Genomic DNA, 21493 nt, shown 5'->3' with positions numbered 1-21493 from the left:
CATGGCCGTCAGCCTGACCCCCATTGCCTTCGAGCGCGTGCAGCGCTTTGTCGCCCAGACCCCCGGCGCGCTGGGCCTGCGTTTCGGCGTGACCAAGACCGGCTGCTCCGGTTGGGGCCACGTGACCGACCTGGCCCGCGACGAGCGCGAGGGCGATACCGTGTTCGAGCAGGACGGCGTGAAGATCTACGTCGACGCCAAGAGCCTGGCGCTGGTGGACGGCACCGTGATCGACTTTGGCAAGCAAGGCCTGAGCGAGACGTTCACGTTCAGCAACCCGAACGCCACCGCCGAGTGTGGCTGCGGCGAGAGCTTCACCACCGACGCCGACAAGGCCTGAGGCCGGTTCTGGCGCCCGCCGGGCATGGCCGGGCGCTGGGGGGGGGGGCAGGTTCAGCCGCCGCGGGCCGGTTGCCCGGCACCCTCATCTGCGCCATAATGCGCGGCTTCCTGCCTTCCTGGCGGGAATCCTTGCCCCACCGCGGTCTCAACGGCGGGGGGCTGTCCGGCCGCGAGGCCACATCCGAAAGGTAGAAAAAACATGAGTCGTCATTACGAAATCGTGTTCATGGTCCACCCGGACCAGAGCGAGCAGGTCCCGGCCATGATCGAGCGCTACAAGTCGCTGGTCGAGAACGGCAACGGCACCATCCACCGTCTGGAAGACTGGGGCCGCCGCCAGCTGGCGTACCCGATCCAGAACCTGGTGAAGGCCCACTACGTGCTGATGAACATCGAAGCCGACCAGGCCGTTCTGAACGAACTGACCGAGAGCTTCCGCTTCAACGACGCCGTGCTGCGCAACCTGGTCATCAAGCGTGACGAGGCTGACACCGAGCAGTCGCTGATCATGAAGAGCAAGGACGAGAAGGGTGACAAGCCGGAGCGCGGTGAGCGCCGTCGTCGTGACGACGAAGAAGGCGAGTCCAACAACACCGCTGACAACGAAGCCGGCGACGACGCCGCTTCCGCCGCCTAAGGAGCCTTCCCATGTCCAAGTTCTTCCGTCGCCGCAAGTTCTGCAAGTTCACTGCTGAAGGTGTGAAGGAGATCGACTACAAGGATCTCAACACCCTGCGCCAGTACCTGACCGAGAACGGCAAGATCGTGCCGAGCCGCGTCACCGGTACCAAGTCGAAGTACCAGCGCCAGCTGGCGACCGCCGTCAAGCGCGCTCGCTTCCTGGCCCTGATCCCGTACACCGACAACCACGACGTCTGATGCCGGCGGGGCGGCCCGGTGCCGCCCCCGCTGTGCCAGCTATTCGGACAGCCTTTGTTGCGGGGCATCGCCTCGCTAACGAATAACTCATCTGGAGCAATACCATGCAGCTGATCCTCCTGCAGAAAGTCACCAACCTCGGCAACCTGGGCGACCTGGTCGACGTGAAGCCGGGCTACGGCCGTAACTTCCTCGTGCCGCAGGGCAAGGCCGTGCCGGCCACCGAGAGCAACAAGGCCGAGTTCGAAGCCAAGCGCGCCGAGTACGAAGCCAAGGCTCAGGCCATCCACGCAGAAGCTGAAGGCCGCAAGGCCAAGCTGGAAGGCGCGAGCGTGACCATCGCCGCCAACGCTTCGACCGAAGGCAAGCTGTACGGCTCGGTCGGCCCGCGCGACATCGCCGAAGCCTTCACTGCCGCCGGCCTGCCGCTGGAGAAGAGCGAAGTCATCCTGGGTGAAGGCGCCTTCCGCAACATCGGCGAATACGACGTGCTGGTCCACCTGCACGCCGACGTCGAGACCACCGTCAAGGTCGTCGTCGTCGCCGAAGCCTGATCCCACGCCGCAAGGCCTGGCATCACCGCAGAACGGGCGCCCGCAAGGGTGCCCGTTTTGTTTTATGGTTCCGTTTCGCCAGCTCGGGCCACGTGCGGCCGGCGGGGCAGGGCCGGGCAATGTTCCACGCCCATTCGTAGAACACGGCCACATCGGTATACTCAGGGCGTCACACCCGTTCCACGGGCATCGATCCCAACAGGATCAATGACTTGGAGGGTAAACGCAGGCCGCTTGCCGGCCCCAGTCCGGAACCCCTATGCGTCTTTCCACGATCAAGCTGTCCGGCTTCAAGTCGTTCGTCGATCCGACCACCCTGCACCTGCCGACCAACATGACCGGCGTGGTGGGCCCCAATGGCTGCGGCAAGTCGAACATCATCGACGCCGTGCGCTGGGTCATGGGCGAGAGCTCGGCCAGCCGCCTGCGCGGCGACTCGCTGACCGACGTGATCTTTTCCGGTTCCAATGCCCGCAAGCCGGTGTCGCAGGCCACGGTCGAGCTGATCTTCGACAACTCCGACCACACGATCTCCGGCGAGTACGCCTCGTTCAACGAAATCTCGGTCAAGCGCACGGTCAGCCGCGACGGTACCAGCAACTACTACCTCAACGGCACCAAGTGCCGCCGCCGCGACATCACCGACCTGTTCCTCGGCACCGGCCTGGGCCCGCGCAGCTACTCGATCATCGAGCAGGGCATGATCAGCCAGATCATCGAGGCGCGCCCGGAAGACCTGCGCGTGTACCTGGAAGAGGCGGCCGGCATCTCCAAGTACAAGGAGCGCCGCAAGGAAACCGAGACCCGCATCCGCCACACCCGCGAGAACCTGGACCGGCTGGGCGACCTGCGCGACGAGATCAGCAAGCAGCTGGAGCACCTCAAGCGCCAGGCCAAGCAGGCCGAGCAGTACCAGGCCTTGCAGGAAGAGCGCCGGGTCAAGGACGCCGAGTGGAAGGCGCTGGAATTCCGCGGCCTCGACGGACGCCTGTCCAAGCTGCGCGAAGGGTTGTCGCAGGAAGAAACGCGGCTGCAGCAGCTGATTGCCGACCAGCGTGATGCCGAAGCCCGCATCGAAACCTCGCGTGCGCGGCGCGAAGAGGCTGCCGACGCGCTCAACACCGCGCAGGCGGCGGTCTACCAGGTCGGCAGTACGCTGGCGCGCCTGGAGCAGCAGATCCAGCACCGGCGCGAGCTGTCGCAGCGCCTGCACAAGGCGCGCGATGAAACGCAGCAGGCGCTGGCCGAACTGGGCCAGCACATCAGCGGCGACGAGGCCAGGCTGAGCGTGCTGCGCGAGGCGGTGGAGGCCGCCGCCCCGCAGCTGGAAGCACTGCAGGAAGAGAACGAGATCAAGCAGGAAAGCCTGCGCGAGGCTGAAGAACGGCTGGCCAGCTGGCAGCAGCGCTGGGAACAGCACACCTCGCAGAGTTCGGAGGCCTCGCGCGCCGGCGATGTCGAGCGCACGCGCGTGGACTACCTGGACAAGCAGATCCTCGATGCCGACCGGCGTCGTGAAGCCCTGGCCGCCGAGCGTGCCGGGCTGGACGTGGACGCGCTGGAAGAAGCCTTCGAGCAGCTGCACCTGCAGCACGACACGCAGAAGGCCGCGCTGGATGAACTGAGCGAAGACGTCGAGCTGCGCAAGCAGGGCGTGGCGGCGGTGCAGGAACAGCAGCGCAATGGCCAGAACGAACTGGCCGAACTGCGCAAGCAGGCCAACGGCCTGCGCGGTCGCCTGGCCTCGCTGGAAACCCTGCAGCAGGCCGCGCTGGGCCAGGAGCAGGGCGCGGCAGTCGCCTGGCTGAAGGCGCGCGGGCTGGATTCGGCGGCGCGTGTCGGCGAACGCCTGGATGTCGATGCCGGTTGGGAAAACGCGGTGGAAAGCGCGCTTGGCCAGTTGATCGAAGGCGTGCTGGTCGATGACCCGGCCAGCCTGGTCGACGCGCTGGGCGAACTGGGCGAGGGCCACATTGCACTGGTCGCCAACGATGGCGCGGACCTGAAGGTCGCGCCGACCTCGCTGGCTGCACGCGTGCGTGGCCCGGCAGCGATCCGGCGCCTGCTGGCGCACCTGCACGGTGCCAGGGATCTGGCCGAAGCCAAGGCGCTGCAGGCCAGCCTGCCCGAAGGCGATTCGATCATCACCCAGAGCGGCGAGCGCCTGGGCCGGGGCTGGCTGCGCGTGTCGCGCTCCGGTGCCGCCGAGCAGGGCGCGCTGCTGCGCGAACGTGAGATCCAGGAACTGCGCGAGCAGATCGAACAGCTGCAGGACCGCGAGGCCGAACTGGAAGACCAGCTGGCCGGTTTCCGCGAGCAGCTGCAGGCGGCCGAACAGCAGCGCGAGGACGCGCAGCGCGCGCTGTACCAGGCCCATCGCGCGGTGTCCGAACTGGCCGGCCAGTTGCAGGGCCAGCAGGGCAAGGTGGAGGCTGCACGCACGCGCATCGACCGCATCGAAGGCGAGCTGAAGCAGCTGCAGGAAACGATTGAAGCCAACAACGAGCAGGCGCGCGAAGCGCGCTCGCGGTTGGAGAACGCGGTCAGCAGCATGGGTGACCTGGAGTCGACCCGGCAGCGGCTGGAGGGCGAGCGCCGCCAGCTGACCGAGGCCCGCGACCTGGCCCGCGATGCCGCCCGTGCGGTGCGCGAGCGCTCGCATGCGCTGGCACTCACCCTGGAATCACAGCGCGCGCAGCTGGCCTCGTTGAGCCAGGCGCTGGAGCGCATGGGCACCCAGCGTGGGCAGTTGGATGCGCGACTGGGCGAGCTGCACTCGCAGCTGGACGAAGGTGATTCGCCGGTCGAAGCGCTGCAGGCCGAACACCAGAACGCGCTGGAAGAGCGCGTGCGCGCCGACCGCGTGCTGACCGAGGCGCGGACGCTGCTGGACGGCATCGACGCCGAGTTGCGCAACTACGAGCAGACCCGCCACCAGCGCGACGAACAGGCGTTGGCCCAGCGCGAGCGCATTTCGCAGCGCAAGCTCGACCAGCAGGCCTTGGTGCTCAGCGCCGACACCCTGCAGGCGGCGGTGGAAAAGGCCGGCTTCGTGCTGCAGGACGTGCTCAATGCACTACCCGAGGACGCCCGCCTGGGCGACTGGGAGCAGGCCGTGCACCAGATCGACGCACGCATGCGCCGGCTGGAGCCGGTCAACCTGGCCGCCATCCACGAGTACGGCGAGGCTTCGCAGCGTTCGGACTACCTGGATTCGCAGCACGCCGACCTGACCACGGCGCTGGAAACACTTGAGGATGCCATCCGCAAGATTGATCGCGAGACCCGCGGGCGCTTCAAGGACACCTTCGACCGCGTCAATGCCGGCGTCCAGGCGCTGTATCCGCGCCTGTTCGGTGGTGGCCACGCCTACCTGGAACTGACCGGAGAAGACCTGCTCGACACGGGTGTGACCATCATGGCGCGCCCGCCGGGCAAGCGCGTGTCCAGCATCTCGCTGCTGTCCGGCGGCGAGAAGGCGATGACCGCAGTGGCGCTGGTGTTCGCCATCTTCCAGTTGAATCCCGCCCCGTTCTGCCTGCTGGACGAGGTGGACGCGCCGCTGGACGAAGCCAACGTCGGCCGCCTGGCCAACATGGTCAAGGAAATGAGCGAGAAGGTGCAGTTCCTGTTCGTCAGCCATAACAAGGCGACGATGGAGGCCGCGCACCAGCTGTCGGGCGTGACCATGCGTGAGCCGGGCGTCAGCCGCCTGGTCAGCGTGGACCTGGAAGAAGCGGCGCGATTGGCGGGCGCGGCCTGACGTGCCATCCTAGTTACCTGAATGAATTAGCCGGAGAACCTATCGAATGTCCGACACGGCACTGTTGCGCATCGGCATCCTGGCCGCCGGCCTGCTGTTGATCGCCGCGATCTTCCTGTTTGGCCGTCCGAAGAAGAAGCCCCAGGGCCGTCGCGTGGAGAACACGGAACCGGCCAGTGGCGAGCGCCGCGAACCGGTCCTGGGCGAGGACGGCGTCGTGGTGGCTGAGGGCCGCGTCGAACCGGGCATGCGCGGGGAAGGCGAGCAGGCCGAACTTGGCCTGGCCGACACTGACCCGGGCGCGGCCAACGACCTCGGCAAGCGCACTACCCAGGATTTCGACAAGATCGTCTCGCTGTTCGTGGCCGCCCGTGCCGGCGAGCAGCTCCGCGGCGAAGACATCGTGGTGGCGGCCGAGAAGACCGGCCTGGTATTCGGCCACATGAACGTGTTCCACCGCCTGGTGGAAGGCCACCCCGAGCGCGGCCCGATCTTCTCGATGGCCAGCATCATGAAGCCGGGCAGCTTCGACATGGCCAACATCCGTGCCATGGAAACCCCGGCCATCGCCTTCTTCCTGACCCTGCCGGCGCCGCTGACCGCGCTTGATGCCTGGGAGAAGATGCTGCCGACCGTGCAGCGCATGGCCGAGCTGCTCGATGGCGTGGTGCTGGATGACAGCCGCAATGCCTTGGGCCGCCAGCGCATCGCGCACATCCGCGACGAGCTGCGTGCCTACGACCGCCAGCACCAGGCACCGCCGCTGACCAAGACCCCGCGCTGGTAAAGCCTGTTGTGCCGGCCAACGGTCGGCACCCACCCCGGAAGATCCACGCCATGCGTGAATGGAGCGAACCAAGGTTCGCCCCCGCCAACAGGGTCAGGCCGGTACGCCGGCCACCTTGGCGAACGCACGGCGGAATGCGGCCATCTCGTCTTCGGTGCCGACGGTCACGCGCACGCGCTGTGGCCAGATCGGCCAGCTGCGGCCAATGATCACGCCGTTGTCTGCCATCGCCTTGGCAAAGGCGGCACCGTCGCGCTGCACATCCACCACGAAGCAGTTCGCTTCCGACGGCACGCAGCTGAAACCACGCTTGCCCAGCCATGTGATGGTGGCCTGCCGCACCTGGGCATTCTGCAGGCGCCGCTGCGCGATCAACTGGGGATCCTGCAGGCTGGCCAGTGCCGCGGCCAGTGCTGGCACGGGCAGCGGGTTGTCGCCCAGGCTGGCCAGTTCGCGCAGGCGGTCGGGGTGTGCGGCCGCCACGCCCAGGCGCAGGCCGGCCATGCCGTACAGCTTGGAGAACGTGCGCAGCACGATCAGGTCATCGCGCTGCGTCACCCGGGTGATCAGGCTCGGCTGCTCGCTGTACTGCAGGTAGGCCTCGTCGACCAGCACGCGGGTCGATGCGGGCTTGTGGGCCAGCAGCCAGGCGAGCTCATCCGGTGGGCTGATCGAACCGGTCGGGTTGTTCGGATTGCACACGTACAGCAGCCCGGTCGGGCGTGCGTGCGCGGCGGCGACCATTGCACGCAGGTCATGCGCGCCGTCGTCGCGCAGCGGCACTTTCTGCACGTGCGCACCGTGTGCGGCGGCGACCTCGCCCAGCGTCTCGAAGGTCGGATCGGCGACTACCAGTCCTGCCTGCGGGCCGGTCCACACCATGGCGGCGCGGTTCAACGGCTCGCTTGAGCCGGGATAGAGGCGCACGTGGTCGGCCGGAATGCGTGCCTGCTTGATGAAGGCATCGCGCACCTGTGCAGCCAGGGCGAAGCGGTAGCGGCCGCAGCTGGCGATACTGTCGCGCGCGGCCTGCTGGGCCGCCGGCGAGGGGCCGTAGGGGCACTCGTTGAAGTTCAGCAGTACCACGCCTTCGGTGGGGGCAGGAGCGGCGGCCGTTGCGGGTTGGGTCTGGCCAAGCTGCGGCAGCCCGCTGCCGGCGACGGCGAGGCCAGCACCGGCCAGTTGCAAGAAGCGTCGACGGGAAGCAGGCAGGGTCACGGGCAGGATTCCGAAGGGCAGACCGTCGCACGCTAGCGCTGGTTGCGGTGGGCGGCAAGCCCGCTTTCTGTAGTACCGAGCCATGCTCGGCTGCAGGTGTGCCAACCAAGGTTGGCACCTGCCGGGGCGGGGAGAAGGTCGGCATCCACCAGGGCAGGGGAGCGCCCGTCGAGCATGGCTCGGCGCTGCGAAGGGGGGGCATTACAGGGCCTGACGGCCGAGCGCGGTAGAATCCCCGGCCATCCCAGAACCACCGGATTCCGATGAGCTCCAGCCCCGCCGAACGCGCCGAAGATCTCCGCCGGCAGATCGCCCAGGCCAACCGCGCCTACCATGAGCTGGACGCCCCGGAGATCCCCGACATCGACTACGACCGGATGGTGCGCGAGCTGGAAGCACTGGAGCGCGAACATCCGGAACTGGCCCGGGCCGACAGCCCGACCCAGCAGGTCGGCGCGCGTCCCTCCGGCCGTTTCCCCGAAGTCCGCCATGCGGTGCCGATGTTGTCGCTGTCCAACGCCTTCAGCGATGAGGAAGTGGCGGATTTCGTGCGCCGCATTGACGAACGCCTGGGCCGCCGCAGCCTGCAGTTCTCGGCCGAGCCGAAGATGGACGGCCTGGCGATCAGCCTGCGCTACGAGGATGGTCATTTCGTGCTCGGCGCGACCCGCGGCGATGGCAGCACCGGCGAGGACGTGACCGCCAACCTGCGCGAGATCGGCGATGTTCCCAAGCGGCTGCACGGCAAGGACTGGCCGGACGTGCTCGAGGTGCGCGGCGAGGTCTACATGGCGCGTGCCGATTTCGAGGCCTACAACGAACGTGCGCGCCTGCACGGCGGCAAGGTGCTGGCCAACCCACGCAATGCGGCGGCTGGATCGCTGCGCCAGCTCGACCCGAAGATCAGTGCGCAGCGCAGGTTGAGCTTCTTCGCCTACGGTACCGGTGAAGTGCAGGGCGGCGAGCTGCCCGATACCCATTCGGGCACGCTGGCGCAGCTCGGCGCCTGGGGTTTCCCGGTCAGCGCGCTGTGCAAGGTGGTGGAAGGCACCGACGGCCTGCTCGGCTACTACCGCGATATCGGCGAGCGCCGCGACAGCCTGCCGTTCGATATCGATGGCGTGGTCTACAAGCTCGATGACCGTGCCGGCCAGCAGGCGATGGGCTTCGTCTCGCGCGCGCCACGCTGGGCCATCGCGCACAAGTTCCCGGCGCAGGAACAGAGCACTACCGTGGAGGCGATCGAGATCCAGATCGGCCGTACCGGTGCGGCCACGCCGGTCGCGCGCCTGGCGCCGGTGGCCGTGGCCGGCGTGATCGTGTCCAACGCCACCCTGCACAACGCCGACCAGATCGCACGCCTCGACGTGCGCGTCGGCGACAGCGTGATCGTGCGCCGCGCCGGCGACGTGATCCCGGAAGTGGTCAGCGTCATCCTCGATCGCCGCCCGCAGGGCACCACGCCCTGGCAGATGCCGACGCGCTGCCCGGTGTGCGGCTCGGAGATCGTGCGCGAGGAAGGGGCGGCCGCATGGCGCTGCTCGGGCGAGCTGTCCTGCCCGGCGCAGCGCAAGGAAGCCATCGCCCATTTCGCTTCTCGCCGCGCGATGGACATCGACGGCCTGGGCGACAAATACATTGAAACCCTGGTCGACGCTGGCATCGTCAAGAGCGTGGCCGACCTGTACCGGCTCACTCGTGACCAGCTGCTGCACCTGAAGCTGGTGCTGGACGCTGAAGATCCCTCGGCGCTGGCCGCCGCACTGAAGCTGCACCTGCCGGCCGAAGGCAGTGGCGCGGTGCTCAATGCGGTGCTCAGGCTGGACGGCAACGATCCGGGCTGGCGCGCGCAGGCGCTGGCGCAGCCGGCCCGCTTCGAATGGAACACGAAGAAGATCGCGACCAAGTGGGCCGACAACCTGATCGCGGCCATCGACGCCAGTCGTGCCGCCACGCTGGAACGGCTGCTGTTCGCGCTGGGCATCGAGCACGTGGGCGAGAGCACGGCCAAGGCGCTGGCGCAGTGGTTCGGTGACCTGGAACTGATCCGCCACCTGCCGTGGCCATTGTTCAAGCGCGTGCCGGACATTGGTGGCGAAGTGGCGCGCTCGCTCGGCCACTTCTTCGAACAGCAGGGCAACCAGCAGGCCATCGATGACCTGCTGCAGGTCGGCCAGGTTCGCATCAGCGATGTGCACGCGCCCAGCGCGAGGCTGCGCGAGGGGCTGGACCTGGCGCAGCTGTTGGTCGAATCAGAGATTCCCGGCATCACCCGCCTGCGCGCGGAGAAACTGGTGGCCGCGTTGCCCGGTGCCCAGGCGGTGCTCGACGCCGAGCATGGGCAGTTCGTCAACGCCGGATTGCCGGACGACACCGCGCGTGGCCTGGCCCAGTGGCTGGACAGCGAGGGCCACGGCGCAATGCTGCTGGCAGCCGAGAAGGCGATGCAGCAGATCCTGGCCAAGGCACCGGCGCTGGCCGAGATCGTGGCCGGCCCGCTGGATGGGCAGACCGCGGTGCTGACCGGCACCCTGGCCCAGCTCACGCGCGACGCCGCCAAGGAGCGCCTGGAGGCCCTCGGTGCAAAGGTCTCCGGCAGCGTCTCGAAGAAGACCAGCTTCGTGGTCGCCGGTACCGAGGCCGGCTCCAAGTTGGACAAGGCGCAATCGCTGGGCGTGCCGGTATGGGACGAAGACCGCCTGCTGGCTTATCTGGCCGAACACGAATGATGACCCCGCCCGGTGCATGGCGCCCGGCATGAAACACAAAGGAACACCGATGCAGACCGCCCCGCTGGATTTCCGCCTGGCCACCCGTGCCGACGAGGAGCTGTTGATCGCGCTGATGCGTGAGTTCTACGCCGAAGACAGGATCGACTTCGATGACGGGCGCGTGCGTCGCGGCGTGGACGCGTTGCTGGCCGATCCGCGCAATGGCGAAGTGCTGTTGTGGTTGGACGAGGCGGGCGAGGTGGTCGGCTACGCGGTGATCGCGATGGGCTTCAGCCTGGAGCAGGGCGGCCACTTCATGCTGCTGGACGAACTGTACCTGAGCCATCGCGCGCGCGGTCGTGGCCGCGGCAAGCAGGCGCTGGCCATCTGCGAACAGCGCGCTCGCGGTCGTGGCGTCAGCCGCCTGCGCCTGGAAGTGAACCACCACAACGAACTGGCACGCCGCCTGTACCTGGCCAGCGGCTACATCGACGATACGCGCGATCTGCTGACCTTGCCGCTCGACCATCCGCGCCCGGAGGGCATCCTGTGAGCGAGGCCCTGCTGCGCGCGCTGCAGCAGCGCGCCGTGCTCAACGCGCTGGTGCGCCGCTTCTTTGCAGAACGCGATGTGCTGGAGGTGGAAACGCCGATCCTGTCGGTGGCAGGCAACACCGAGCCGAACATCGACAGCTTCCATACCGATTTCACCGGGCATGTCGATGCCGGCGGACGCCGCCGCTGGCTGCGCACCTCGCCGGAGTATCCGCTCAAGCGCCTGCTCGCTGCCGGCGTGGGCGACTGTTACGAACTGGGCCGGGTGTTCCGCAATGGCGAGGCCGGTGGTCGCCACAACCCGGAATTCACCATGCTGGAATGGTATCGGGTCGGCTGGGACCACCATCGGCTGGTACAGGAGACCGCCGAGCTGATCGGACAGGCGCTGGCCCTGGTTGGACGCCGTGCGACCCTGCGCGTGCTGAGTTACCGCGAGCTGTTCCAGCAGCACCTTGGCGTGGATCCGTTCGAGGCGGATGAGTCCACGCTGCGTGCCGCGTTGGGCGAGGTGCACATTGACCCGGTCGGATTGACCCGTGATGACTGGCTCGATCTGTTGATGACCCATCGTATCCAGCCGCATTTCGATGACGCGGTCATGACCGTGGTGCATGACTGGCCAGCCAGCCAGGCCGCGCTGGCACGCATCCGCGCCGGCACACCGCCGCTGGCCGAGCGTTTCGAGCTGTACCTGGGTGCAGTGGAGCTGGCCAACGGCTATCACGAACTGAACGACGCCGACGAGCAGCGCGCCCGCTTCCAGCGCGACCAGCAGCGCCGCCACGAACGTGGGCAGGTGCAGCCGCCACTGGATGAGGCGCTGCTGGCGGCATTGCCAGCATTGCCGGCCTGTGCCGGCGTTGCGCTGGGGGTCGACCGCCTGCTGATGGCGATGAACCGCACACCCCGCATTGCAGATGTGTTGGCCTACGACTTCGCCCACGCGTGACCATCACGCGTTGCTGAACATCCCAGGCTGAACGAAACGCGGGTTCTGCGCGCTTGCGTCGGCAAGCGGGATGATGCTTTTATCACGGCCAATGCCGGACACTGGCATGCAGTTCATCCATTCCTGCTGGGGAAGGCTTTGGTCAAGTGGTTTGCGGTTGTCGCTGCACCGGTGTACTCCATCGCGCTCTGGGGTGCCTGGCTGCCGTCGCCGGCGTCGGCCCAGCAGGTGGGCTACGACGATGAAGTGGTGACCTGCGAGTCCCGCGACATGGGCTGGGTGCACTGCGACATCGATGTGGCCAACGGCGTCGATCTGGTGCGCCAGCTGTCGAGCAACAGCTGCATCCGCGGTAGCGAGTGGGGCACCGACCGCAGCGGCGTGTGGGTCACCCTTGGCTGCCGCGCCGAGTTCCGTGCGCGCCGTGCGCAGGGTGCGGCACCTGCGGCAACGGAAGGCAAGCGCCTGGTGCGCCGCGTGGTGCGCTGCGAATCCAATGGCCGTCCGCAGAGCTGCCCGGTGCGCCTGGATGGCGCCCCCGTGCGCCTGCTGCGCCAGCTGTCGGTGCTGCCATGCCGCGAGGGGCAGGGCTGGGGCTACAAGCGCAATGAGATCTGGACCAGCCGTGGTTGCCAGGGCGATTTCGAGGTGGCCGACGAGGATGGCCGCTTCGTCGATGTGCCGCGTCGCCTGACCTGCGAATCGAAGTCGAAGAAGCGGCGTTTCTGCGGCGCCAGCATCTCCGTTGGCGCGGTCGTTTCCGAGCAGCTGTCGAGCACGCCCTGCGAGGAAGGCAGTACCTGGGGCTGGAGCCGCAACGGCATCTGGGTGGACGGCGGCTGCCGCGCCGAATTCTCGGTGAATTGAGCCCGGGCGGGCTCCAACGCTGCCGGGCGTGGCCCTACAATGGGCCCATGAACACTGCCTCCGACATCGACTACGCCCGTTATGACCACATCCGCCCGATCCTGTGGACCGGCGATGCCCTGCAACTGCTGGACCAGCGCAAGCTGCCGTTCGTGGTCGAGCATGTGGTCTGCCATGACAGTGACGAGGTTGCCAGCGCCATCCACGCGTTGACCGTGCGCGGCGCGCCGGCCATCGGCATCGCCGCCGCCTGGGGCGTGGTGCTGGCCGCGCGCGAGGTGCAGGCCGCCGACGGTGCGCATGCCCTGCAGCAGCTGGAACCGGCACTGCAGCGCCTGAACGCATCGCGCCCCACTGCGGTCAACCTGGCCTGGGCGCTGGCGCGCATGCGCCGTTGCCTGCACGCCGCCGGCGCCGACTGGAAGGCACTGCTGGAGGCCGAAGCGCAGGCCATCGCCGAGGAAGACCTGGCCGCCAATCGCCACATGGGCGCGCTGGGCGCTGGCTTGATCGAGGCCGGCAGCGGTGTGCTGACCCACTGCAATACCGGCTCGCTGGCCACCGCCGGCTTCGGTACCGCGCTGGGCGTCATTCGCGCCGGCATGGCCCAGCACCGCATCGCGCGCGTGTTCGCCGGCGAGACCCGGCCGTGGCTGCAGGGCGCGCGCCTGACGGTGTGGGAGCTGCAGCAGGATGGAATCGACGCCACCCTGATCGCCGACTCGGCGGCCTCGCACCTGATGAAGACCGGTGCCGTGCAGTGGGTGATCGTGGGCGCAGACCGCATCTGCGCCAATGGTGATACCGCCAACAAGATCGGCACCTACCAACTGGCCATTGCCGCGCGCCACCATGGCGTGAAGTTCATGGTGGTGGCGCCGTCCTCGACCGTGGACATGGAGACCGTGGACGGCAGTCAGATCGAGATCGAGCAGCGTGATCCGGGCGAGCTGTACGGCGTGGGCGGCACCCGCACCGTCGCCGAGGGCATTGCCGCCTGGAACCCGGTGTTCGACGTCACCCCGGGCGAGCTGATCGACGCCATCGTGACCGAGCGCGGGGTGATCCTGAACCCGACCGCCGAGAACATGCGCGCCGCCTTCGGCGGCTGAGGCGGGCAGGACCGCGGACGTCTGTAGAGCTGAGCCCATGCTCGGCTGCGGCGGATTGCCGGCCGAGCCGGGCATGGGCTCGGCCCTACAGCATCGGTAGGGTCCCTAAGTTCCTGATTTGTGCCGGTAAAATCCCCGTAAAGGCAGGCGGAAAATAGCCCGTTGTGGTAGTATCCACAGGTTGAATCGAGGTTCCGGCGCGACCCCCTCCCGCAGAGGGCTGCGCCGGACTGGACCGCTACCAGACAACGGAACCCGAATGGCAGAAACCGCCAAGGAAATCATCCAGGTCAACCTGGAAGACGAGATGCGCAAGAGCTACCTCGATTACGCCATGAGCGTGATCGTGGGCCGCGCGCTGCCGGATGCGCGCGACGGCCTCAAGCCGGTGCATCGTCGCGTGCTGTACGCGATGAATGAACTCAACGCGCACAGCAACAAGCCCTACTTCAAGTCGGCGCGTATCGTCGGTGACGTCATCGGTAAGTACCACCCGCATGGCGATCAGTCGGTGTACGACACGCTGGTGCGCCTGGCACAGCCGTTCTCGCTGCGCTACATGCTGGTCGACGGCCAGGGTAACTTTGGTTCGATCGACGGCGACTCCGCCGCGGCGATGCGATACACCGAGGCGCGCATGTCGCGCCTGGCGCATGAGCTGATGGCCGATATCGACAAGGAAACCGTCGATTTCCAGCCCAACTACGACGAAAAGGAACTGGAGCCGACGGTCATGCCGACCCGGTTCCCGAACCTGCTGGTCAACGGCTCGGCCGGTATCGCGGTGGGCATGGCGACCAACATCCCGCCGCACAACCTGAGCGAATCGATCAACGCCTGCATTGCGCTGATCGACAACCCGGAGATCGACGTCGACGGCCTGATGGAGTACATCCCGGGCCCGGATTTCCCGACTGCCGGCATCATCAACGGCACCGCCGGCATCGTCGCCGGCTACCGCACCGGCCGTGGCCGCGTGCGTATCCGTGCCAAGGCCGACATCGAAGTGGCCGATAACGGCCGCGAGTCGATCATCGTCACTGAAATTCCTTACCAGGTGAACAAGGCGCGTCTGATCGAGAAGATCGCCGAGCTGGTCAAGGAAAAGAAGATCGAAGGCATCAGCGAGCTGCGCGATGAGTCCGACAAGGACGGCATGCGCATCTACATCGAGATCAAGCGCGGCGAATCTGCCGAGGTTGTGCTGAACAACCTGTACCAGCAGACGCAGATGGAATCGGTGTTCGGCATCAACATGGTGGCGCTGGTCGACGGCCGCCCGCAGTTGATGAATCTGAAGCAGATGCTGGAGGCGTTCGTCCGCCACCGTCGCGAAGTGGTCACCCGCCGCACCGTGTTCGAGCTGCGCAAGGCGCGCGCCCGTGCCCACGTGCTGGAAGGCCTGACCGTCGCGCTGGCCAACATCGACGAGATGATCGAACTGATCAAGACCTCGCCGAACCCGAACGAAGCACGCGAGCGCATGCTGGCGCGCGTGTGGGAGCCGGGCCTGGTCGGTGCGATGCTGGGTGCCGCCGGTGCCGAAGCCTCGCGCCCGGAAGACCTGCCCAAGGGCGTGGGCCTGATCGAGGGCGGCTACCAGCTGACCGAGATCCAGGCCACCCAGATCCTGGAAATGCGCCTGCACCGCCTGACCGGGCTGGAGCAGGACCGCCTGACTGACGAGTACAAGCAGCTGCTGGAAGTGATCGCCGGGCTGATCCACATCCTGGAAGATCCCGACCGCCTGCTGCAGGTGATCCGCGAGGAGCTGGTCAACGTCAAGGCCGAGTTCGGTGACGAACGTCGCACCGAAATCCGCCACAGCGAAGAAGACCTGGACATCCTCGACCTGATCGCACCGGAAGACGTGGTGGTCACCGTGTCGCATGCCGGCTACGTGAAGCGCCAGCCGGTCAGCGTGTACCGCGCGCAGCGCCGCGGCGGCCGTGGTCGCAGTGCGGCGGCGACCAAGGAAGAGGATTTCATCGAACAGCTGTGGCTGGTCAACACGCACGATACGCTGCTGACGTTCACCAGTTCGGGCAAGGTGTTCTGGTTGCCGGTCTACCAGCTGCCGGAAGCGGGCTCCAACGCCCGCGGCCGTCCGATCATCAACTGGATTCCGCTGGAACCCGGCGAACGCGTGCAGGCCGTGCTGCCGGTGCGCGAGTACGCCGATGGCCAGTTCGTGTTCTTCGCCACGAAGAACGGTACGGTCAAGAAGACTCCGCTGGGCGAGTTCGCCTTCCGCCTGGCCCGCGGCAAGATCGCGATCAACCTCGATGAGGGCGATGCCCTGGTCGGCGTCGGCCTGACCGACGGCCAGCGCGACATCCTGCTGTTCGCCTCCAACGGCAAGACCGTGCGCTTCGGCGAGGACAAAGTCCGCTCGATGGGCCGTACCGCAACTGGCGTGCGTGGCATCAGGATGCCGGCCGGCGAGGAAGTGGTCAGCCTGATCGTGGCCGAAAGTGCCGGTGGCATCGAGGACGAGAACGAGGACGACAACGGTGTCGAGGAAGCCACCGCCACGGGCGATGCGGTGGTCGATAGTGCCGACGACGCCAGCGTGCAGTACATCCTCACCGCCACCGAGAACGGCTACGGCAAGCGCACCCCGCTGCCCGACTACCCGCGCAAGGGCCGTGGCACGCAGGGCGTGATCGGCATCCAGACCACCGAGCGCAACGGCAAGCTGGTCGCCGCAGTGCTGATGGGCTCCCGCGACGAAGTCCTGCTGATCTCCGACGGCGGTACGCTGGTGCGTACGCGTGGCTCGGAAATCAGCCGCGTCGGCCGCAACACCCAGGGCGTGACCCTGATCCGCCTGTCCAAGGACGAGAAGCTGCAGGCGGTGGAGCGCATGGACGCCTCGATCGACGAGGACGAGGACGAGGTGGCTGCCGCCGCCCCGGCCACGACCGACGGCGCAACGGCTGCTGCCAGCAGCGAGGACGCCGCGCAGGAGTGATCCTGCCGCGAGCCTGGGGTACCCGACGACGCCGGCCCTGTGCCGGCGTCGTCGTATCCGGATGCCACGCATACGCGCGCGCTTCACACAGGCGGTGGGATAACGGCGCATGCTGCCCCCGGAGATCGACGATGTCCGCCACGCCGCAGTCCGTTCCTGCTCCCGTCCGCGCCTCACGGCACCCTCTCGTTACCGTGCTGTCGCTGCTGCTGGTCGTGCTCGGCCTGGTCATCGGCGGGCTCGGCGCGTGGCTGCTCAGCCTGGGCGGGTCGGCGTACTACGCCATCGCCGGGGCCGGCCTTCTGGCCAGTGGCCTGTTGTTGTTCGGCAATCGCCGCAGCGGCGCGCTGCTGTATGCGCTGGTGTTCGTCGGCACGCTGCTGTGGACCTGGTGGGAATCGGGCAGCGACTACTGGCGCTGGGTGCCGCGGCTGGGCCTGGTGACCGCGCTCGGCATCGTGCTGGCGCTGCTCGCGCCGACCCTTCGCGAACCGGTTTCAAAGCGCCTGTCGCGCAGCGTGGCGGGCGTCCTGATGCTGGTGTTCGTCGCTGCCTTCGGGTTGGCGTTCGCACCGCATGGTGAAGTGGACGGGCACCAGCCGTTCCCGGAAGGCGCGGCCAGCGCCGGACTGGAACCCACGCGGGATACCACCGGCCTGCAACCGGCCGACCAGCCTGCCGAGGGAGACTGGCCGGCGTGGGGGCGCAGCAATGCAGGCACCCGCTATTCGCCACTGCAGCAGATCACCCCGGCCAACGTGGCCACGCTGCAGCCCGCCTGGCAGTTCCGCACCGGCGATATGCCGAAGAAGCGCTGGGGTGCGGAAACCACGCCGCTGAAGATCGGCGACCGCCTGTACCTGTGCACTGCCCGTAACCGCCTGACCGCGCTCGACGCCGCCAGTGGCAAGGAAGTGTGGCGCTTCGATCCGAAGGTGAAGGACGCCTCGATCCCGTACACCGCCGCCTGCCGTGGTGTGAGCTACTACGAGCAACCGGCAACGCCGATCCTGGCCGATGCCACCCTGGCCGATGCCGCGGCCGATCTGGCGTTGCCCGAACCGCCGCCCAGCGTGAGCCGCAGCGCTGCACCGGGCAGTCGTCCGGCGTGCTGGGCGCGCATCATCGAAGGCACGCTGGACGGGCGCATCATTGCAGTGGATGCAGATAGCGGCCGTCCCTGCGCGAATTTCGGCAACAACGGCCAGGTCGACATCACCCTCGGGATGGGTGAGGTGCCACCCGGCTACGTGTCGATCACCTCGCCCCCGGCCATCGTGCGCGGCGTGATCGTCACCGGCCACCAGGTGCTGGATGGTCAGCGCCGCGACGCGCCATCGGGCGTGATCCAGGCGTACGACGCGATCACCGGCAAGCTGCGCTGGGCGTGGGACATGGACCAGCCCGAGCGCAGCGGCCTGCCGCCGCATGGGCAGACCTACACGCGCGGCACGCCGAACATGTGGACCACCGCGACCGGTGATGAGGCGCTGGGGCTGGTCTATCTGCCGCTGGGCAATTCTGCGGGCGACTACTGGAGTGGCTCGCGTACGGAAAACCAGAACCGCTATGCGACGTCGCTGGTGGCGATCGATGTGGCCACTGGCAAGCCGGCCTGGCATTTCCAGGCCGTGCGCAAGGATGTGTGGGACTACGACCTCGGTTCGCAGGCCAGCCTGATCGACTACCCGACGGCGGCAGGCAAGGTGCCGGCGATCCTGCTGCCGACCAAGCAGGGTGACATCTACATTCTCGACCGCCGCAACGGCCAGCTGCTGACCGCTGCCGAAGAGCGCAAGGTGCCGGTCGGCGGTGTCGAACCGGAACAGCGTTCACCCACCCAGCTGTTCTCGCTGTACCACACGCTGCGCCGCGAGCATGATCTGACGGAGCGCGACATGTGGGGCATCACCCCGATCGACCAGCTGATCTGCCGCATCCAGTTCCGCAAGGCCTATTACGAAGGCTTCTACACGCCGCCGAGCAGTGATCGCCATTCCATCGAATACCCCGGCTACAACGGCGGTTCGGATTGGGGCAGTGTGTCCATCGACACGCGCCGCGGCGTGATCGTGGCCAACTACAACGACATGCCCAACTACAACCGGCTGGTGCCACGTGCCGAAGCCGACCGCCTGGGCTGGCTGCCGCGCGAAAAGATCCGTGCCGACAGGGGCGGTGGCGAGGGCGCCGGCGATCCGCAGGTGGGAACGCCGTATGGCATCCAGGTCAACGCTGGCTGGCGGCTGCCGTTCACGGGTCTGCTGTGCAAGCAGCCTCCCTACGGCGGCATCCGCGCCATCGACCTGCGCACCGGCAAGCTGTTGTGGGATCGTCCGTTTGGCAGTGCGCGCGGCAATGGGCCGTTCGGCATCCGTTCCGGCCTGCCGATCGAGATCGGCACGCCGAACAACGGCGGTTCGGTGGTGACCGCCAGCGGGCTGATCTTCATCGCCGCCGCCACTGATGATCTGCTGCGTGCCATCGACCTGAAGACCGGCAAGGAACTGTGGCACGCGGCGCTGCCCGCGGGCGGGCAGGCTACGCCGATGGTGTATGAACAGGACGGACGCCAGTTCGTGGTGATCATGGCCGGCGGCCACCATTTCATGGAAACCCCGAACGGCGATTACGTGATGGCCTTCGCCCTGCCCAGATAGGGCCGACAGGGTACAACCGGCTGGGTAGAGTCGACTGTTAGTCGACTATCGCGCGAAGCGCGGGCTTTCCAGCGTGGGAGAGAAGAGCAGTCGATTAACAGTCGACTCTACCCAGTCCACTCCACATCCCCGGACGCTGTATCGGGATGATTCCTGATTCTGGCATTGGTAGTGAACCGATGCCGGAAATCCATGCGGGCGGGCATTCTCGAACTCATGCCAAGTCCCCAACTGCTTTCCGGGCGGCGATCCATCGCCGGCAATGTCTACACCATCACCATGGTGTGCCGGAATCGCTATCGCGTATTCGATTGCCCTGCCAATGCCCACCTTGCCATGCAGCTCCTCGGATCGATGGATCGGGAAGGCCTGACTGCATCACTTGCCTGGATCATCATGCCGGATCACATTCACTGGCTGGCTCAACTTCGTAGTCATTCGCTGGGCTACTGCGTGCAGCGTTTCAAGGCACGCAGCAGCTTTTTAATAAACCGACGGCGAGGGAGCCGGGGTGCAATCTGGCAGGCAGGCTACTACGATCATGCAATCCGCAGTGATGCATCGCTGCACAGGCACGCTTGCTACATTCTGGCAAATCCCGTTCGAGCCGGTCTTGCCGCGCAGATCGGTGACCATCCGTATGGATGGTGCCGCTGGCCGTTGAGCGAGCTTGAGCCGGCAGGCGAGCGCGAATGGTGATGGCACCGGCCGGGTGGCGTCTACCGGGTAGAGTCGACTGGGTAGAGTCGACTGCCTTTCTCAACCACAGCCAAAGAGCCCACGCTGCGCGCGTTACTCGACTAACAGTCGACTCTACCCAATCAATGTTGCTCGGTTGGTGCCGGTACCCGCACCATCTTCGTCATCAAGTGTTCCACCACACCCGCCGGGTCCGCAGTGCGGCCGACATGCGTGCTCGACATCTGCACAACCGAGCTGCGCTTGGCGGTGAGGAAATGAAAGCGGGCGCGCGCGGGCAGCTGTGCGATCGGTCCGGCGCTGGCGTCGCCACGGCAGATGGCCACGATCGCATCCAACCACGGTTGCAACGCATCCTGATCAAGCGCTGGAGCGAACGCGTGCAGGCGTGCTGGATCGATCTCGATGGCCGCTTCCAGATGGCGCGCGCCGGGGCAGGAGACGATCACTCCGACGTTGATGAACTCCTCGCGTTCCACCCGCGGTACCACGCGGATGACCGCATAGTCATACGTGTGCAGCGTGGGCACGGACGGCCTCCTGCACGAACACCGCACGCACTTTCAGGCGGTGCTTGAGATAGTCGATGTAGCCTTGGCGATAGGCCTGCGGACTGTCGAATGCCGGCTCGTTGACCAGCCAGCTGTCCGGCACCAGGCCGACGATGCGCTCGATCTCGGCATCGCTCAGGCGCGCGGCCAGTTCGGTATCCACCTCGGCGATGCGGCTGGCGAACGACAGCAGCACATGGTCGCGGATCAGCACGAACGGCTTTTCGCAGGCATCGCCGGCATTGGCCCAGTCGTGGTGGAAGTACATCGCCGCGCCGTGGTCGATCAGGTACAGCTTGCGGTGCCACACCATCAGGTTGGGGTTGCGGGTGGTGCGATCGACATTGCTGGTGAACGCATCGAACCAGACGATGCGGGAGGCAAGGTCGGCGTCCACCGGCATCGCCGCCGGATCGTAATTGATCGCACCCGGCAGGTAGTCCAGGCCCAGGTTCAGGCCCTCGCTGGCGCGGATCAGCTCCTGGATCTCCGGGTCGGGTTCGGTGCGGGCGAACTCGCGATCCAGCTCGACGAACAGGATTTCCGGAATCGGCAGGCCCAGCGTGCGTGCCATCTCACCGGCAATCAGCTCGGCGATCAACGCCTTCGGGCCTTGGCCGGCGCCGCGGAACTTCAGCACGGCCATGCCGTCGTCGTCGGTCTCGACCACGGCGGGCAGGGAGCCGCCTTCCCGTAACGGGGTGATGTAGCGGAGGGCATGTACGGTGCGCATGGGCGCATTCTAGCGTGGGTGCAGGTACAACCCTCTGATCGGCGAGGACCGATTTCGGCCTTCACCTGTCCCTTCCGCCTGCGATGGCAGCATCGTGCTCCAGGAACCCTTGGGTTCATGGGCGCACTGGCACTCTC

The 21493-nt window shown here is 67.0% G+C and carries 17 protein-coding genes; 14 read left to right on the top strand and 3 right to left on the bottom strand.

Translation table 11 applies throughout. The annotated features are described in order from the left end of the window. Nucleotide 1: 1 nt before the first annotated feature. The 6 genes from ACM0PK_RS00295 to zipA all read left to right on the top strand — a co-directional run bounded on the left by ACM0PK_RS00295 (nt 2) and on the right by zipA (nt 6325). Complete coding sequence (locus tag ACM0PK_RS00295) at nt 2-340, top strand: HesB/IscA family protein (protein WP_111201558.1); 339 nt, start codon at nt 2-4, stop codon at nt 338-340. A gap of 201 nt (nt 341-541) precedes the next feature. After that, nucleotides 542-979, top strand: a complete 438-nt coding sequence (gene rpsF, locus ACM0PK_RS00290) for a 30S ribosomal protein S6 (protein ID WP_005410228.1) — start codon at nt 542-544, stop codon at nt 977-979. An 11-nt stretch (nt 980-990) separates the two neighbouring features. Continuing rightward, the gene (gene rpsR, locus ACM0PK_RS00285; RefSeq protein ID WP_002804494.1) at nt 991-1221 is read left to right on the top strand and encodes a 30S ribosomal protein S18; all 231 of its coding nucleotides are present in this window, start codon (nt 991-993) and stop codon (nt 1219-1221) included. A 104-nt stretch (nt 1222-1325) separates the two neighbouring features. Next, complete coding sequence (gene rplI / locus ACM0PK_RS00280; protein ID WP_005417398.1) at nt 1326-1775, top strand: 50S ribosomal protein L9; 450 nt, start codon at nt 1326-1328, stop codon at nt 1773-1775. A gap of 259 nt (nt 1776-2034) precedes the next feature. Beyond that, the gene (smc, locus tag ACM0PK_RS00275; protein ID WP_414607297.1) at nt 2035-5538 is read left to right on the top strand and encodes a chromosome segregation protein SMC; all 3504 of its coding nucleotides are present in this window, start codon (nt 2035-2037) and stop codon (nt 5536-5538) included. 46 nt (nt 5539-5584) lie between these two features. After that, on the top strand, nt 5585-6325 hold the full coding sequence (gene zipA / locus ACM0PK_RS00270; protein ID WP_061480035.1) for a cell division protein ZipA: 741 nt from the start codon (nt 5585-5587) through the stop codon (nt 6323-6325). Nucleotides 6326-6418: 93 nt separating this feature from the next. Here zipA and ACM0PK_RS00265 read toward each other — a convergent pair whose 3' ends face one another. After that, a complete protein-coding gene (locus ACM0PK_RS00265; protein ID WP_414607296.1) occupies nt 6419-7543 on the bottom strand; it encodes a pyridoxal phosphate-dependent aminotransferase in 1125 nt (374 codons plus the stop codon). 257 nt (nt 7544-7800) lie between these two features. Here ACM0PK_RS00265 and ligA point away from each other — a divergent pair, with 257 nt between their 5' ends. The 8 genes from ligA (at nt 7801) to ACM0PK_RS00225 (ending at nt 20072) form a co-directional block, all read left to right on the top strand. Further along, a complete protein-coding gene (ligA, locus tag ACM0PK_RS00260) occupies nt 7801-10272 on the top strand; it encodes an NAD-dependent DNA ligase LigA (RefSeq protein WP_414607314.1) in 2472 nt (823 codons plus the stop codon). 49 nt (nt 10273-10321) lie between these two features. Beyond that, a complete protein-coding gene (locus tag ACM0PK_RS00255; protein ID WP_061480038.1) occupies nt 10322-10807 on the top strand; it encodes a GNAT family N-acetyltransferase in 486 nt (161 codons plus the stop codon). Further along, nucleotides 10804-11760, top strand: coding sequence for an EF-P lysine aminoacylase EpmA (epmA, locus tag ACM0PK_RS00250; RefSeq protein WP_414607295.1), 957 nt, complete (start codon nt 10804-10806; stop codon nt 11758-11760). The genes ACM0PK_RS00255 and epmA overlap by 4 nt, the downstream gene beginning before the upstream one ends. A 138-nt stretch (nt 11761-11898) precedes the next feature. Then, nucleotides 11899-12627: a DUF3011 domain-containing protein gene (locus ACM0PK_RS00245; protein ID WP_227836983.1), complete on the top strand. Its 729-nt coding sequence runs from the start codon at nt 11899-11901 to the stop codon at nt 12625-12627. Between the two features lie 47 nt (nt 12628-12674). Next, nucleotides 12675-13739, top strand: coding sequence for an S-methyl-5-thioribose-1-phosphate isomerase (gene mtnA / locus ACM0PK_RS00240; protein ID WP_111201551.1), 1065 nt, complete (start codon nt 12675-12677; stop codon nt 13737-13739). A 259-nt stretch (nt 13740-13998) separates the two neighbouring features. Next, a complete protein-coding gene (gene gyrA, locus ACM0PK_RS00235) occupies nt 13999-16713 on the top strand; it encodes a DNA gyrase subunit A (protein ID WP_414607294.1) in 2715 nt (904 codons plus the stop codon). Between the two features lie 131 nt (nt 16714-16844). Then, nucleotides 16845-19373 carry a membrane-bound PQQ-dependent dehydrogenase, glucose/quinate/shikimate family gene (locus tag ACM0PK_RS00230; protein WP_414607293.1) on the top strand — a complete coding sequence of 843 codons (2529 nt, stop codon included), beginning with the start codon at nt 16845-16847 and terminating at the stop codon, nt 19371-19373. A gap of 216 nt (nt 19374-19589) precedes the next feature. After that, the gene (locus ACM0PK_RS00225) at nt 19590-20072 is read left to right on the top strand and encodes an REP-associated tyrosine transposase (RefSeq protein ID WP_180869922.1); all 483 of its coding nucleotides are present in this window, start codon (nt 19590-19592) and stop codon (nt 20070-20072) included. A 122-nt stretch (nt 20073-20194) separates the two neighbouring features. Here the strand turns inward: ACM0PK_RS00225 and ACM0PK_RS00220 are convergent, their stop codons facing one another. Together ACM0PK_RS00220 and ACM0PK_RS00215 are read right to left on the bottom strand one after the other, a co-directional pair. Continuing rightward, a complete protein-coding gene (locus ACM0PK_RS00220) occupies nt 20195-20602 on the bottom strand; it encodes a DUF3037 domain-containing protein (protein WP_061480045.1) in 408 nt (135 codons plus the stop codon). Continuing rightward, nucleotides 20580-21356: a HipA family kinase gene (locus ACM0PK_RS00215; protein WP_072168136.1), complete on the bottom strand. Its 777-nt coding sequence runs from the start codon at nt 21354-21356 to the stop codon at nt 20580-20582. The genes ACM0PK_RS00220 and ACM0PK_RS00215 overlap by 23 nt, the downstream gene beginning before the upstream one ends. Nucleotides 21357-21493: the final 137 nt, after the last annotated feature.

Source organism: Stenotrophomonas sp. FR010, from assembly GCF_047520755.2.
Classification (GTDB): domain Bacteria; phylum Pseudomonadota; class Gammaproteobacteria; order Xanthomonadales; family Xanthomonadaceae; genus Stenotrophomonas; species Stenotrophomonas sepilia.
This window is presented reverse-complemented; position numbering and strand designations above follow the sequence as displayed.